Origin of the sequence: Sporolactobacillus sp. CQH2019 (genome assembly GCF_028765345.1) — a bacterium.
Classification (GTDB): Bacteria; Bacillota; Bacilli; order Bacillales; family Sporolactobacillaceae; genus Sporolactobacillus.
The window spans coordinates 102,291-115,330 of the sequence record NZ_JARAJZ010000014.1; the positions used below are offsets into that span (position 1 = coordinate 102,291).

Consider the following 13,040-nt stretch of genomic DNA (forward strand, 5'->3'; position numbering starts at 1 on the left):
AGCCCCCCCGAAACGGATTTTGATTATCCGATTTCAGGGGGGCCAGCCCGGTGTACAGAGGATTTCATGATCTGATATATTAAGAAGAATCAATCCCCTAAAGAAAGTTTTACCCTTCTTTAGGGATCCGCTACAGGACGAGAAACTTTTTACGGTTGGCATACGAGCGGAAGATTATATTTGTTAAAGATGTAATCCTTAAAATTATTGGCAATCGGGTATTCAGGACTGTGCGCTACCTTAGAAACCATCAAAAATGTGCGTTTGACTTTAGGTCTCACTTGAATCTGCCGAATCTGAAAATTCGATAACTGAATTCCGGCAAGCTGTTTTTGCGGCAATAAAGTTACAGCGATGTTTTCAGCAACAAAACCGAGCGCCGTATCGATGCTGCCCGTTTCGAAATTCGTAAACTTAGGCGAAAATCCTGCCTGATGGCAAAAATCAACTGTTTCTTTAAACAGACTCGATGACTGTGAGTAACGAATGAAGGACTCATCGGAAATTTCACTGAGCTGGACGCAGCGCCTTCTTGCCAGGGGGTGCTGTTTACTGACAATCAGAACAAATTCGTCACACGCAAGAGGGTAGGATTTCAAATGAACATTCGTGGGCTTAAGATTAGTCGGAGCAGTCAGCATGGCCAGATGGATATCATTGCTGTAAAGCAGCGGATAAAGGTTATAACACTCATCTTCCCGAAATTCAATAGCGACAGACGGATACTCATCGACAAACGATCTGATCCAGCGAATAATACCGTACTCCCTTAAAATGGGCACGCAGCCGATAACAAGTGTGCCGACTGTTCCTTTTGCATATTTTTGCATCGTTTCTTCCAAATGAGAGACATCAGCCATAATCTTATTGGCATGATTGATGAAATCCACTCCGGCAGGCAAAATTTTTACAGATCGGGTTGTTCGTTCGAACAGCTGAACATCGAGTTCCTCTTCAACCCTTTTGATTTGCTGTGACAGAGCGGGCGGAGTTACACAAAGTTCGGATGAAGCTTTATTGAAGTTATTGTACTTGGCAACAGCTAACACACACTTGAACTGGTATAAATCCATACTTGTTTTCCTCCTAACAGCGTATTATCATATCAATGAAAACGTTCTTAAAAATGTATAGCTAAATACCACAATCCGCAGCTGGTAGGACAGGATAAATTAACTGTTAAGAATCACTTAATATATTAGAACAATCGGTCTTTATTAAGAATAACTTAATATTCCTTCCATCTATACTATAACAGCCCCCAATAAAAAGATCTGTGACGTATTTAATAATCTGTACTATAACAATTACCAAAAAAGAAATTTGTAATACATCTAATATCCTGTATCGGAAAAGGTAACAAAAATGAATCAAAAATATAATAAAAAAAGAATCATTTTAAAGCCGGTTTATTGATTTTATTCCGTCTTTTCTTAAGTCCGTCGAGTGTTCCACGGATAAAAACATATTCGACGGTCTTGTCCGCGAGTGCAAGTGCCAGCGGCTCTGTCCGGTTCCTGTCTGAACAGGGTTAAAATCAGAAGGATGGAACAACCGTTCAGCCGGGTATTTGCCTGATTATGGCCATCAGGGTTACGCACGCGAAAGTAACTAAAAATAATCCATCGTCATTGTTTCTTCCGATGGATAAACATTGATGACTCCAAATTTTTTATCAATGACACCGGCAATTCTTTTTTTCATGAATAGGCTTGTCATAAAAATAAACCGGCTGATCTTCGACTTCATCCATCATTCTCTGCTTCCTTCAATCCGGATGAATCAGACCCTGCTTCGGCCGCTTTCCAATTGCGCAATAAAATCTTCAATCATTCTTCTATAGCTCTCGCCGACGCTGACGTCTTTTCTGAAATAGCCGGCTTGCTCCAGCGAGATAAATCCGTGAATCATGCTCCTCAGTTCCCGTGCTTTATAGGTAGTCTGTTGGCAATCCAGACCGTAGGACTGAAAAATCAGGTCAATCATCTGTGTCAAATGTCTGCCTCGTTCAAGGAGCTCCTCACTCAGGCAGGGCATCCATAAAATGGTTTTATAAAGTTCAGGGTTTTCTTTGGCAAACGAGTAACAGGCCTCAGCCATAGCCAAAATGGCGTCGCCTGCCGATCGTCCGATCGTTGCAGTGCTGATCCGGTCACTCAAACGGTTCATAAGAAGCAACGATAGCCCAATCTTCAGATCGTTTAAATCTTTAATGTGATTATAAAGCGAGGGCGAACTGATATGCAGGTATTCGGCCACCTTTTTTAATGACAGGTTTTCCAGTCCTATTTCTTCAACTAGCTGAGCACTGGCCCGGATAATTTTGTCTTTTGTCAGTCCTCTTTTTTGCATGCCGATGGCCTCCAATAAATAGTCGCACAGATTTGTAAACTAATCCAATTAGTATTATACTAACATTCGTAGTTTATATCAACGCATGTTAGGAGAGATTCCAAATGATCCATTACATTGCTCTGCCCATAGTCGGACTTCTGGTCGGCATATTCATTGTATCGCTTGGCGGGGGAGGGGGTGCCATATATGTCGGCATTCTGATGACTTTATTCCACATCTCACCTGAGGTTGCTGCATCGACTTCACTTGCAACAATGATTCCCACATTGGCAGCGGGCACTTACAGTCACTGGAAAGCAGGCAATGTCAATCTGAAATTAGGAAAATATATGAGTGCCGGAGGGATAGCCGGAGTCTTAATCGGTGCTCTTCTGTCTGGCATGATTCCGGCATTCTGGTACAGCAAAATTGCCGGTGTTATTTTTGTCCTCCTGAGCATCCAGATGCTTGTCTCTATTATCGGCAAACGAAAAAAAGAGCAGCATTCCGCTGTTTCCCAGCGACCATTCACTTTCTGGAAAATCTGCGCGGCATTGGCTTACGGAGTATTAGGCGGAGTGATGTGCGGGCTGCTCGGATTAAGCGGCGGCGGACCGATCGTTGCCGGTTTGTTTGTTCTGGGAAGCAGCATGACGGAAAGTGCGGGGACTTCCGTTTTTGTCCTGACTGCCCTTTCAATTGTCGGTTTGCTGATGCACCTGAGTCTGGGGAATATCGACTGGGGGCTGGTCGGACTGCTGCTGTTGGGTACGGTTATGGGTGCTTTGATCGGCCCGGTGTTCATGAAACATGTGAATAAAAATTTACTGGAGCACATCTTGCAGCCGGTCATGTTTGTCCTGATCTTTGTCATGGGGGCGGTTCTTATTCTTTAGTACCCAATAAAATACAATAACATAATAAGAAGCTCGTTCATGCAAACGTGAAGCCGGTAACAAGAGGTACCCGTTTAAATATATTTAATCATGATTCGTCATCGCTAATCGGCGGCAAAAACCCTCTATATCCGCAGCCGGGACAAGTGACTTCGCGTTTGCCCATCGCATGGAAAGAAACCATGTAGGCCGCCACCGGTATTTTAAAGGCGCATCCGCATTCCGGACATTCAAAATGAGAATGCTTTGCGCGCCGGGCGACAAGCAGCATGAGCATAATGGCAAGAATAAGCACGATGAATGGTACGATTTGCGCCGCCATTTTTGAACGCCTCCAGAGATAGATACCAACTCATTAAGTTTAATTCTATTTTCCATATATAATAATGAGAAGTCAACGATTGATACGTTCTTATTATGTCATGGCCGGTCGCTCTTCAAATTTTCAGGACTGCCTTTCATTGTTTAAACACGTGTCCGGAAGATTCTGTGCATCTGCCGGTCTGGTGTCTGCGTTGGAATAACCTGTATAAAAAAGAGCATCCTGCACCCGGCAGGTGAACCGGCCGGATACGGGATGCTTTTTGAAGATCTTAGGTGTCCCCCATAGGAAAATTGTCTACATGGAATTTTTTTAGAATTCTTCGTATTTTGCCGGGTCCTGATCGGCGGTCCGGCCGTCTTCATGGCTTAGGCCGTTGATTGCCTGCATCTCTTCATCTGTCAGTGAGAAATCGAATATAGAAAGATTCTCTGCCTGGCGCTGCGGAGAAGAGGACTTAGGCAGCGGCAGCGCACCGAGCTGAATATGCCAGCGCAGAATAATCTGCGGGATCGATCGTTGATGGGCGTCGGCGATTTTCTTAATAGTCCGGTCCTGCAGCAGTTTATTTGCCCGGGCCAGCGGGCTCCACGACTCGGTCACAATGCCGTGCTCCCTATCCCACGCCCGCTGCTTCTCCTGTGAAAAATAGGGATGCAGCTCGACCTGATTGACACTCGGAGTCACGCCGGTCTCCTTAATTAGGCGTTCCAGATGTTCCGGCAGGAAGTTGCAGACGCCGATGGAACGGATGAGCCCCCATTTTCTGGCATCGATCAAAGCCCTCCAGGCTTCAACATACAGGTTTTTGCTCGGATTCGGCCAGTGAATGAGATAAAGATCATAATAATCCAATCCGGCCCTGAAGAGAGATTCCTGAATCGTGGCCAGGGCTTCCTGGTATGAGTGATGGCGCCCGGGCAGTTTGGACGAGATCCGCAATTTTTCACGCGGGACCGAACTGCGCCGGACCGCCTCACCGAGCGCTCCCTCATTCTCGTAATTAAAAGCTGAATCCAGCAAACGATAACCTGCATCAATAGCACTTAAAATTCCATTGACGCCTGACGCACCGTTCATTTTATAGGTGCCGAAACCAATCGCGGGCAGCGTTAATCCGTCATTCAGTTTGATTTCCGGAATTGATGTCACCAAAGCAATCGCTCCTTTCTTTTAATGAACTCTACTGAAGTTTAACACTCACAAATTTCTTTGATCCGGACACTATAAGAATAACACATAATTTTTTACAATAAATTGAATTTCATGAAGAGACACCGGAGGAACTGATCCTGTACAACAAACGATTTGTCCCCGGATGGAGAGTATTTTCTGAAAGAAGCCGGAAAGTCGTTGCCGATAAAGAAGCTAACAACCGTATTTTTTATTTCATCGATTGCCTTGACAAATCTTATATATATAAATATTATATGAATAACTTATATATATAATATTTATATATGGAGGGACTATTGATGAATAAACATCAGAAAACGGTTGTTTTTGCCATGTCGATAGGAATTTTTTTGTGTATGCTGGATACAACGATTATGAACATTGCCTTACCGGCTATTCAGTCCGGGCTGAATGTTTCGCTGGATAATCTTTCATGGGCCCTGAACATTTATACAATTGTGTTTGCTGTGTTTACGATTCCGTTCGGACGCTTTGCCGATCTTTACGGCAGAAATAAAATTTATGTATTAGGACTTATTGTTTTCGGTATCGGTTCGATCATCAGCGGTCTTTCCGGAAATGCAGCTTTTCTTATCCTGGGCCGTGGGATTCAAAGTGTCGGCGCTTCTGTTGTTTTCCCCGCCAGTATGACAATCGGCATTTCACAGGCAAGTGTTGAAAAACGCACCCAAGCGATTCTTATTTTAGGGGTCACGCAGGGACTTGCCGCCGCGCTGGGCCCGACAATCGGAGGGATTGTGACGCAATACCTCGGCTGGCGCTGGGTATTTTTAGTTAATGTTCCGATCCTGCTTATCGCCTTGATTTTATGCTTGACAGAACTTGACTTCCAAGGCGAAAAAAAGGTGAATGCGAAACTCGATCTCTCAGGTTCAATGATGAGTATGCTCTTTCTGTTTGCGTTGACGCTGGCGCTGATAAAGGGAAGAGACTGGGGATGGCATTCACTGTCGATTACGGGTCTGTTTGTCATAAGTATTCTGTCATTTGTCGTTTTCATTTATCACGAACATAAAACAGATTCGCCGATGATTAATATGAAGCTATTCCGGTATCGTCAGTTTAACGGTTCCTCACTGACAGCCATTCTGAGCCAGCTGTTCCTCGTCGCTGTGATGGTTATCATGCCGACATTTCTGACCCGGATACAGAATGAAACCGAATTGACAGCGGCCATGCTGGTCACGCCCATCTCCTTCATGACTTTCGTCTGTGCGCCGATTGTCGGTCTGCTGGTTCATAAACTTGGCGCCAAATTTACGATTTTCATAGGGTTTCTGGCAATGGCTTTAGCCTGTTATTCTTTCTATCACTTGGATGTCTCACGCAATTACTGGCAGTTAATCCTTACCTGCATGCTTCTCGGGATCGGCTACGGCATCATTGTCGGTCCGATTACGGTGCTGGCGGCTTCAGATTTTCAGGGAGAATTGCTGACTGCTTCGCAAAGTGTAATCGGCGTTTTAAAACAACTGGGGTCTGTATTGGCGGTAGCCATCTTTGTTTCCGGCCTGACCGGCAATATCGGTCAGGCAAAACTGGCTTCGGTTCAGTATGCGAAAAAACAAATCGAGACACTGGATGTCTCTGAAACCGATCGGCAGGCGGCAATCAATAAAGCTGTTGATTCTATTGATCAGGAACGGTCCGAATCGAATAAACCGGCTATTTCCCAGGCAAAAGAACGGTCAATGATCACTGCGGCCTATCACCAGGTGCTTGCACAAAAACATATCAACGAAAGGGAGCTTGCCGATCCGGAGAAAAAAGCGATGACGGCGAGTGTCACACAATCTGTCAAACAAAGAGTGAATCAGATCAATGATGATGTAAAATATAAGAGTACGCTGATACAGAATAAGACGAAGGCAAACATGAAGGAAGCATTCTTATCGCTTTATGGATGGGCTTTTCCATTTGCTCTTGCTTCATGTTTCATTGCCTTCTTATTCAAAGGAAAAGCAAGGGGGTTCGTTCATGAAAAGCGAAGACGTCATTCTGGGAATTATCAATGAAAACTCGCGGACCGGTTATGAAATCGTTGAAGTCTTTAAAACCATTTTCTCTCATTTTTTTGACGGTTCATATGGCAGTGTTTATCCTGCCTTACATAAACTGGAACAGCAGGGCATGGTCACGAAACAAACGGTTGTACAGGAAGGAAAACCGAATAAGTTCGTGTATTCCATCACGGCACAGGGCAAAGAACAGTTTAAGAATTATTTAAAAACATCTTTGCAGCCTGAAAAAGTAAAATCTGATTTTTTGATGCGCATGTACTTTGGCGAATATCTTACCAAGGAGGAAATACAGGACATAATCAGCCACGAAATCAGGCATAAAGAAGCCTTGCTTGAACAGCTTAATTCCAATTATGATCACTGGCATTCAAAAATGTCCCGTCTGCAACAAGTGTGTTATCAAATAGGGATTGCCCGCTATCAGTCTGAACTACAGGTTTTGAAGGAAAACGGCATAATTGAGTGAAGCGGCCGCAGTCTGCGGCTAATTTCGCGGGCTGGCCAATGTCAAGACATAACAATATGCTATAAATCGAACGAAATTCATAATATTTATGATGATGGATCCTATTCACTCGCCCGAGCCGAAACTGCGATTTAAGTTTTCGGGATGATTGTCCCCCTACTGTCGAAAAGGGACGGATTCCTACGAAAAAGTTTATTCGTAACTCTGATTATTCAAATTTATTGATTCTTTGGCTTTTGCTGTTGATGTTCTGTGTTTTACTGCAGACATTATATCCTTTGCTGTAGATTCTGTGATGGCAACTGTTGATATTCCGGCGATTACTGATGTAACTTTGCCATTTTCTGCTGATTTTCCGATGTTTCCGAATGATTATCGTCATGGGACTGCTGAATATGCAGCATCGAAGATAAATATCGGCCGTTTTCGGAATTTAGCGTCTGTCCGTGAATGATATTATCCTTCAGAAGAGTTTATCGGCACTCGTATGAATTTTTGGCTCTCCATCAAAAGATGAAGGATGGTGCATTTACACCACGGCCCTCAGGCATATGGACCGGTGGGGGACTCGTTTTTGTTAATGGAATGTTTATCATTAACCTGCCTAAGAGAGTTTTCAATAATCTAGGCGAAAACTGTAAAAGGAACAGATTTATCGGTAAACGCAATGGAACGGTTTTAACATAGTAATAATATAGAAGAAATTATTTGCGCCATTTGCCGGAACCGAGTTTTTTATCAGCTGCCGGAGCTGATAGGGAGCGAAGCGGTGACGGCGGCCGCAATTTTTCCTTGGAGACGTCCAATCCGGCCTATATTGTGCTATGATCATCATGCTAGCTCCTTTCGTATAATGGCTCTGTTTGGAAATGAGTATCTTATTCCAATTAACCCACGGATCTACGATCAAGGAGCTAGTTTTGTTCACGGAGCCTTGCAATAATATGCCGAACCTGTGAATATTATTTTCCGGAGGAGAATTATTGCCAAATCATATTGACATTGAAAATCATTATCAATAAAATGAAATTAAAGAGTTCTTGGCATGATTATGAAGCAATAACCATAAGAAAAAATCACAAGAAAAGGGGGAACCGGAGATGATGAAGAAACAGACTGATTTATCTGATCGGGATCATAGGGCTGGTCCGGCGGGACATCGGCCTGCATTCCCGCTGAGCATGGTCCGTGCCGGGGAGCAGGTTCGTGTTCAGGCTGTTTCCGGCAAAGACGAGACCCGGCATTTTCTTCATAATCTGGGATTCGTGGACGAGGCCGTTCTGACTGTTGTTGCAGAAGTAAAGGGCAATATGATTGTTAAAATCAAAGGGACAAAAGTAGCGGTCAGCAAAACGCTGGCCAGGCGGATTATGACTAATTAACGGAGGGATCCGGCTAATGAGAACACTTAAAGAAGCGAAACCCGGCGAGGTTGTTTCAGTCGTGAAACTGTCGGGAGCAGGAGCGCTCCGGCGCCGCATGATGGATATGGGAATTACAAGAGGAACCAAAATTATCGTACGCAAGGTTGCTCCATTGGGGGATCCGATTGAGATCAGCTTACGCGGATATGAACTTTCTATTCGAAAAAACGAGGCTGAACATATTGAGCTTGCCTGAACCGACAAGGTTGTTTCACTCGTATAGAAACGTTAATGAATCCTTTTTCCGAAAGGACAGATAGTTATGGAGATACGAATCGCGCTTGTCGGCAACCCGAACTGCGGCAAAACGACTATGTTCAATAATTTGACCGGCAGCAGCCAGTATGTGGGGAACTGGCCCGGCGTGACTGTTGAAAAAAAAGAAGGCAGATTGAAAGGCCATAAGGATGTGATGATCACTGATCTTCCGGGGATTTATTCACTTTCTCCGTATACACTGGAGGAAGTGGTCAGCCGCAATTATTTGCTTCATGAGCGGCCGGACGTCATCGTTGATCTGGTCGACGGAACGAATCTTGAAAGAAATCTTTATCTGACGACGCAGGTATTGGAGCTGGGCATTCCGGTTGTAATCGCCCTGAATATGATTGATGTCGTCAGGAAAAACGGCGATCGAATAAATATCGGCAAACTGAGTGAAGAGCTGGGATGCCGTGTAATAGAAACTTCGGCTGTTAAAGGGACAGGACTGGCAGAAGTTATGGAAACGGCAATCGAACTGGCTGATAACGCAGATAACAGCCGTACCCGGAACTTTTTCAGCTTAGATACGGAGAAGATGCTGGACTCGGCAGCCGATCTTGTCAGAAGCAAAGTGGACCCTGAGCGTATCCGCTGGTATGCAGTCAAACTTTTTGAAAAAGATGAAAAAGTGCTGGCGGAGCTTCACCTTTCGGATGATGCGCTTACCCGGTTGGAAGCGCTGACATCCGCTGCCGAAAAAGAATCGGGCGATGACGGCGAGATGATCATTACCAACGAGCGCTATGATTACATTGCCCGGCTGGTTGATGAGTGTGTACATAGGAAGGCGCAGCAGCTAACCGTTTCGGATAAAATTGATCGAGTTGTGACCAACCGATTCCTTTCGCTGCCCATTTTTGCGGCCATTATCTGGCTTGTTTACTATATCTCCGTGTCAACCGCCGGTTCTTATGTGACTGACTGGACCAACGATACGCTGTTCGGAGACTGGATCACGAACGGAGCCACGCATTTCCTGAACGCAGTCGGCGCGGCAGACTGGATGACCGGCCTGATTGTGGACGGTGTCATCGGCGGTGTCGGCACGGTCCTCGGTTTTGTTCCGCAAATGCTGATTCTTTTCTTTTTTCTTTCCATCCTTGAAGATTCCGGTTACATGGCGCGCGTTGCTTTTATCATGGACCGGATCTTCCGCCGCTTCGGTCTGTCCGGAAAATCGTTTATCCCGATTCTGATCAGCTCCGGATGCGGTGTGCCGGGTATTATGGCGACACGGACGATTGAGAATGAAAAAGACAGGAGAATGACGATCATCCTGACGACATTCATGCCCTGCAGCGCGAAACTGGTGATCATCACGATGATTGTCACAACCTTTTTCCCCGGATCCCTCTGGATCGCTCCCGCCATGTATTTTCTCGGCATCGCGATGATTGCTGTATCCGGTATCATCCTCAAAAAGACAAAAATGTTCGGCGGAGAACCGGCTCCCTTTGTCATGGAACTGCCCGCTTATCACATACCCTCGCTTAAGGGCGTGTTGATTCATATGTGGGAACGAGGTAAACATTTTATCACGAAAGCCGGAACGATTATTTTTCTTGCCTGCAGTCTTATTTGGTTCCTTTCTTCATTTAATTGGAGAATGCAGATGGTTGCCAGTGTTGACACAAGCATTCTTGCCCAAGTCGGCCGTGCAGTCAGCTGGTTTTTTGCACCTCTTGGATTCGGTTCCTGGAAAGGGGCGGTCGCGACCATCAGTGCGCTCGCAGCCAAGGAAAATGCGATCGGTACATTGGCCGTTCTGAACGGTGTATCGGACACAGCGAACACGCATGCATTGGCGGAAGGCGTTCGCTCCATGTTCACTTCACTCAGTGCTTTCTCATTCATGCTGTTCAATCTGTTTAATCCGCCGTGCATCGTCGCCATGAGCACGACGGGCAGAGAGATGAACAGTTTCAAATGGACGCTGGCTGCCATTGGCTATCAGACGATTCTTGGCTACAGTATCGCTTTTGTAGTCAATCAGCTGGGCGGCGTACTGTTCATGGGAAAGAGTGTCCTCAGCACAGGACCGATTCTGGCAGTAATCATTCTGATCGTTGTTATTTATCTGCTGACCCGTCCGGCTTATGGAAAAAGGACCGCACTGCATCATGCCGACGCCGGCATCTGATTTTTTAAAAATAGAGACATCACGTACAGGACAGGAGGCATGTTCGTGTCATGAATTTAGCAACCATTTTAATCGGCGTTGTTCTGTTTTTCAGCTATTTGCTGGCTATCCGTCATGTATGTAAAAACGGAGCCTGTGCGGACTGCGGGCTGCAGGGCGTCTGTCCGATTCATACTTTGCAAGACTCTAAAAAACCGAAACCGGCGGAGCTGGAAGCGATCAGGAAAAGTTCTCCGAGGCCCGATATTCGGGTCACGATTCATCGCTGATCCATCGTCGCAGAAAGAACTGCCTGCAATTTCATAACGGAAGGAATGAAAAAAATGGCTACGATTCTGATCGGTGCGCTTTTGGTCGTGTTTCTGTGTCTTGCAGCCCGCCATTTATTCCGAAGCCTTCGCTCCGGATGCTGCGGGACGGGCAAAACAATGAAAAAGATCCATTCTGCAGACAAAGTTGCGGCTCATTATTCTTATGTTAAGGTGTTAAAGATTGAAGGGATGACCTGCCGGAACTGCGTGATCCGCATTGCAAACGCACTGAATTCATTGGAGGGTGTTTTTGCAAAAGTAACGCTCGGCAAGGCGGTCGTCCGCATGAAACTGAATCTTCCCGATGACCGGCTGCAGCAGGCGGTTGCAAAAGAAGGCTATACGGTGCTGGCCATTGAAAACGGCCGGAACAGCAGCATGACAAGTGCTTTTTCGGAACATGAGAAGAGAACCGCGGGTATTCAGCGGTGAAAATGGTTTTGAAACGTCGAGCATGGACGGCGGCATCTTCTGATAAATTTAGAGGGGTGCACAGCGTGAATTCTGATCATTTCAAGATTTTTAGGCGAGCATTTTTTGAAGCTTTTCTCTTTGCTCTTTTTTTTGATGCACTGATTGTTCTGGTTTTCGGTTATCTGATGAGCGAGGTTTTGCCTAATCCGGGACTGATCTGGGCTGCTGTATTCCTTTATTTTTTAAGCGTGAGGCTGCTTCTGCTCGAATGACACAAGAATCGGAAGCAGGGATGACAACAGTCTGTCACATTTTGCGAAAAAAAAGTTCCGAATCCTCGCGCTTCTTCAACTTTTTCCTCAAAATGTGGTAAAACTAAATTTGAAAGGGGTGTTGGAAATGGCAAAATACAAGTATGATTTTCCAAAAACGAAAGCGGCGTTAAATCAGGCGATTGCTGATATCAGTGAACTGAGTGCGAAGGTCCATCAGGTTCATTGGTACATGCGCGGGCTCAACTTTTACACGATGCATCCGAAAATGGATGAATTTATGGATCTGTTGGGCGGTCAGCTGGATGAAATCGCTGAACGGCTGATTGCGATTGGCGGTGCCCCGTATGCTTCGCTTGGCGAATTCCTTGAACACACGATCCTTAAAGATCAGAAAACGACGTTTGAAGAAAAAAATCTTCCTGAACGGATTGACGATCTTGTGGCTGATTTTAAGACATTGCGCGATGAATATCAGGCGCTCATCGATGTCAGCGGCGATGAAAATGATCTCAGTACCCAGGATATGATTATTGGCATGAAGACGGAAATTGAAAAGAATATCTGGATGATGCAGGCCTTCCTGAATAAAGCGCCATTAGATGACGAAAAAGTAAGGATCAGCAAACTGCAGTATAAATAATTCTTTAAAAGTTATTGACGGGCAGTAATGGGATGGCCTGTCAAGGCTATTGTCGGCATTGATAATGAACCGGGCACCGATCAGATGTAATGAAGGATGATAAAATACGGCTGAGCGTCGATTCATTTTTGCGGCGGGACAATACAATTGCCGGCCGGGCCGTGTTGCTTTTCTGTGTCAGTGCCGGTTGGTCCATTTTTTTAATAGTTAAAAAGAGGCTGTCTCAAAAGGTCAGTCTGTAGTGAAAAACGAGAGGGACATTTTTTCCCTCTCGTTTTTCGCTCATCCTTGAAAGATCACAGAAAAAAATCGCCTCTTTTTATATAATGAAAAGGA

Annotated in this window: 15 protein-coding genes; 10 read left to right on the forward strand and 5 right to left on the reverse strand. The window is 45.2% G+C overall.

Features of this window, described 5'->3' with window-relative positions:
- Window positions 1–149: 149 nt before the first annotated feature.
- From OYT88_RS17420 to OYT88_RS17430, 3 genes are all read right to left on the reverse strand, one after another.
- A complete protein-coding gene (locus OYT88_RS17420) occupies window positions 150–1,073 on the reverse strand; it encodes a LysR family transcriptional regulator (RefSeq protein WP_274401627.1) in 924 nt (307 codons plus the stop codon).
- 538 nt (window positions 1,074–1,611) lie between these two features.
- The gene (locus OYT88_RS17425; protein WP_274401628.1) at window positions 1,612–1,749 is read right to left on the reverse strand and encodes a hypothetical protein; all 138 of its coding nucleotides are present in this window, start codon (window positions 1,747–1,749) and stop codon (window positions 1,612–1,614) included.
- A 33-nt stretch (window positions 1,750–1,782) separates the two neighbouring features.
- Window positions 1,783–2,352 (reverse strand): TetR/AcrR family transcriptional regulator, encoded by a 570-nt coding sequence (locus OYT88_RS17430; protein WP_274401629.1) that lies wholly within the window; start codon window positions 2,350–2,352, stop codon window positions 1,783–1,785.
- 104 nt (window positions 2,353–2,456) lie between these two features.
- On the opposite strand from OYT88_RS17430, the gene OYT88_RS17435 reads away from it, so the two are divergent.
- The gene (locus OYT88_RS17435; RefSeq protein WP_274401630.1) at window positions 2,457–3,230 is read left to right on the forward strand and encodes a sulfite exporter TauE/SafE family protein; all 774 of its coding nucleotides are present in this window, start codon (window positions 2,457–2,459) and stop codon (window positions 3,228–3,230) included.
- Window positions 3,231–3,318: 88 nt separating this feature from the next.
- Here the strand turns inward: OYT88_RS17435 and OYT88_RS17440 are convergent, their stop codons facing one another.
- Window positions 3,319–3,552, reverse strand: a complete 234-nt coding sequence (locus tag OYT88_RS17440; RefSeq protein WP_274401631.1) for a hypothetical protein — start codon at window positions 3,550–3,552, stop codon at window positions 3,319–3,321.
- A 312-nt stretch (window positions 3,553–3,864) separates the two neighbouring features.
- Window positions 3,865–4,707, reverse strand: coding sequence for an aldo/keto reductase (locus OYT88_RS17445; RefSeq protein ID WP_274401632.1), 843 nt, complete (start codon window positions 4,705–4,707; stop codon window positions 3,865–3,867).
- A gap of 320 nt (window positions 4,708–5,027) precedes the next feature.
- On the opposite strand from OYT88_RS17445, the gene OYT88_RS17450 reads away from it, so the two are divergent.
- The 9 genes from OYT88_RS17450 to OYT88_RS17490 all read left to right on the forward strand — a co-directional run bounded on the left by OYT88_RS17450 (window position 5,028) and on the right by OYT88_RS17490 (window position 12,704).
- Window positions 5,028–6,764 carry an MFS transporter gene (locus OYT88_RS17450; RefSeq protein WP_274401633.1) on the forward strand — a complete coding sequence of 579 codons (1,737 nt, stop codon included), beginning with the start codon at window positions 5,028–5,030 and terminating at the stop codon, window positions 6,762–6,764.
- A complete protein-coding gene (locus OYT88_RS17455) occupies window positions 6,727–7,236 on the forward strand; it encodes a PadR family transcriptional regulator (protein WP_274401634.1) in 510 nt (169 codons plus the stop codon). Before OYT88_RS17450 ends, OYT88_RS17455 begins: the two co-directional genes overlap by 38 nt.
- 295 nt (window positions 7,237–7,531) lie before the next feature.
- A complete protein-coding gene (locus OYT88_RS17460; protein ID WP_274401635.1) occupies window positions 7,532–7,690 on the forward strand; it encodes a hypothetical protein in 159 nt (52 codons plus the stop codon).
- Window positions 7,691–8,336: 646 nt separating this feature from the next.
- Window positions 8,337–8,618 carry a FeoA family protein gene (locus OYT88_RS17465; protein WP_274401636.1) on the forward strand — a complete coding sequence of 94 codons (282 nt, stop codon included), beginning with the start codon at window positions 8,337–8,339 and terminating at the stop codon, window positions 8,616–8,618.
- A gap of 16 nt (window positions 8,619–8,634) precedes the next feature.
- The gene (locus OYT88_RS17470; protein ID WP_274401637.1) at window positions 8,635–8,856 is read left to right on the forward strand and encodes a FeoA family protein; all 222 of its coding nucleotides are present in this window, start codon (window positions 8,635–8,637) and stop codon (window positions 8,854–8,856) included.
- Between the two features lie 66 nt (window positions 8,857–8,922).
- Entirely contained in the window at window positions 8,923–11,064 is a 2,142-nt protein-coding gene (gene feoB / locus OYT88_RS17475; protein ID WP_274401638.1) for a ferrous iron transport protein B, read from the forward strand.
- A 50-nt stretch (window positions 11,065–11,114) separates the two neighbouring features.
- Complete coding sequence (locus tag OYT88_RS17480; RefSeq protein ID WP_274401639.1) at window positions 11,115–11,333, forward strand: hypothetical protein; 219 nt, start codon at window positions 11,115–11,117, stop codon at window positions 11,331–11,333.
- Between the two features lie 54 nt (window positions 11,334–11,387).
- On the forward strand, window positions 11,388–11,807 hold the full coding sequence (locus tag OYT88_RS17485; RefSeq protein ID WP_274401640.1) for a heavy-metal-associated domain-containing protein: 420 nt from the start codon (window positions 11,388–11,390) through the stop codon (window positions 11,805–11,807).
- Window positions 11,808–12,188: 381 nt separating this feature from the next.
- The gene (locus tag OYT88_RS17490; protein ID WP_274401641.1) at window positions 12,189–12,704 is read left to right on the forward strand and encodes a Dps family protein; all 516 of its coding nucleotides are present in this window, start codon (window positions 12,189–12,191) and stop codon (window positions 12,702–12,704) included.
- Window positions 12,705–13,040 lie beyond the last annotated feature (336 nt).

Excerpts from the sequence above, each read along its gene's own strand:
- feoB (WP_274401638.1), top strand. The coding sequence starts at position 8,923 with ATGGAGATACGAATCGCGCTTGTCGGCAACCCGAACTGCGGCAAAACG.
- OYT88_RS17480 (WP_274401639.1), top strand. The coding sequence starts at position 11,115 with ATGAATTTAGCAACCATTTTAATCGGCGTTGTTCTGTTTTTCAGCTAT.
- OYT88_RS17460 (WP_274401635.1), top strand. The coding sequence starts at position 7,532 with ATGGCAACTGTTGATATTCCGGCGATTACTGATGTAACTTTGCCATTT.
- OYT88_RS17465 (WP_274401636.1), top strand. The coding sequence starts at position 8,337 with ATGATGAAGAAACAGACTGATTTATCTGATCGGGATCATAGGGCTGGT.
- OYT88_RS17455 (WP_274401634.1), top strand. The coding sequence starts at position 6,727 with ATGAAAAGCGAAGACGTCATTCTGGGAATTATCAATGAAAACTCGCGG.
- OYT88_RS17420 (WP_274401627.1), bottom strand. The coding sequence starts at position 1,073 with ATGGATTTATACCAGTTCAAGTGTGTGTTAGCTGTTGCCAAGTACAAT.
- OYT88_RS17470 (WP_274401637.1), top strand. The coding sequence starts at position 8,635 with ATGAGAACACTTAAAGAAGCGAAACCCGGCGAGGTTGTTTCAGTCGTG.
- OYT88_RS17490 (WP_274401641.1), top strand. The coding sequence starts at position 12,189 with ATGGCAAAATACAAGTATGATTTTCCAAAAACGAAAGCGGCGTTAAAT.
- OYT88_RS17440 (WP_274401631.1), bottom strand. The coding sequence starts at position 3,552 with ATGGCGGCGCAAATCGTACCATTCATCGTGCTTATTCTTGCCATTATG.
- OYT88_RS17435 (WP_274401630.1), top strand. The coding sequence starts at position 2,457 with ATGATCCATTACATTGCTCTGCCCATAGTCGGACTTCTGGTCGGCATA.
- OYT88_RS17450 (WP_274401633.1), top strand. The coding sequence starts at position 5,028 with ATGAATAAACATCAGAAAACGGTTGTTTTTGCCATGTCGATAGGAATT.
- OYT88_RS17430 (WP_274401629.1), bottom strand. The coding sequence starts at position 2,352 with ATGCAAAAAAGAGGACTGACAAAAGACAAAATTATCCGGGCCAGTGCT.
- OYT88_RS17485 (WP_274401640.1), top strand. The coding sequence starts at position 11,388 with ATGGCTACGATTCTGATCGGTGCGCTTTTGGTCGTGTTTCTGTGTCTT.
- OYT88_RS17425 (WP_274401628.1), bottom strand. The coding sequence starts at position 1,749 with ATGAAGTCGAAGATCAGCCGGTTTATTTTTATGACAAGCCTATTCATG.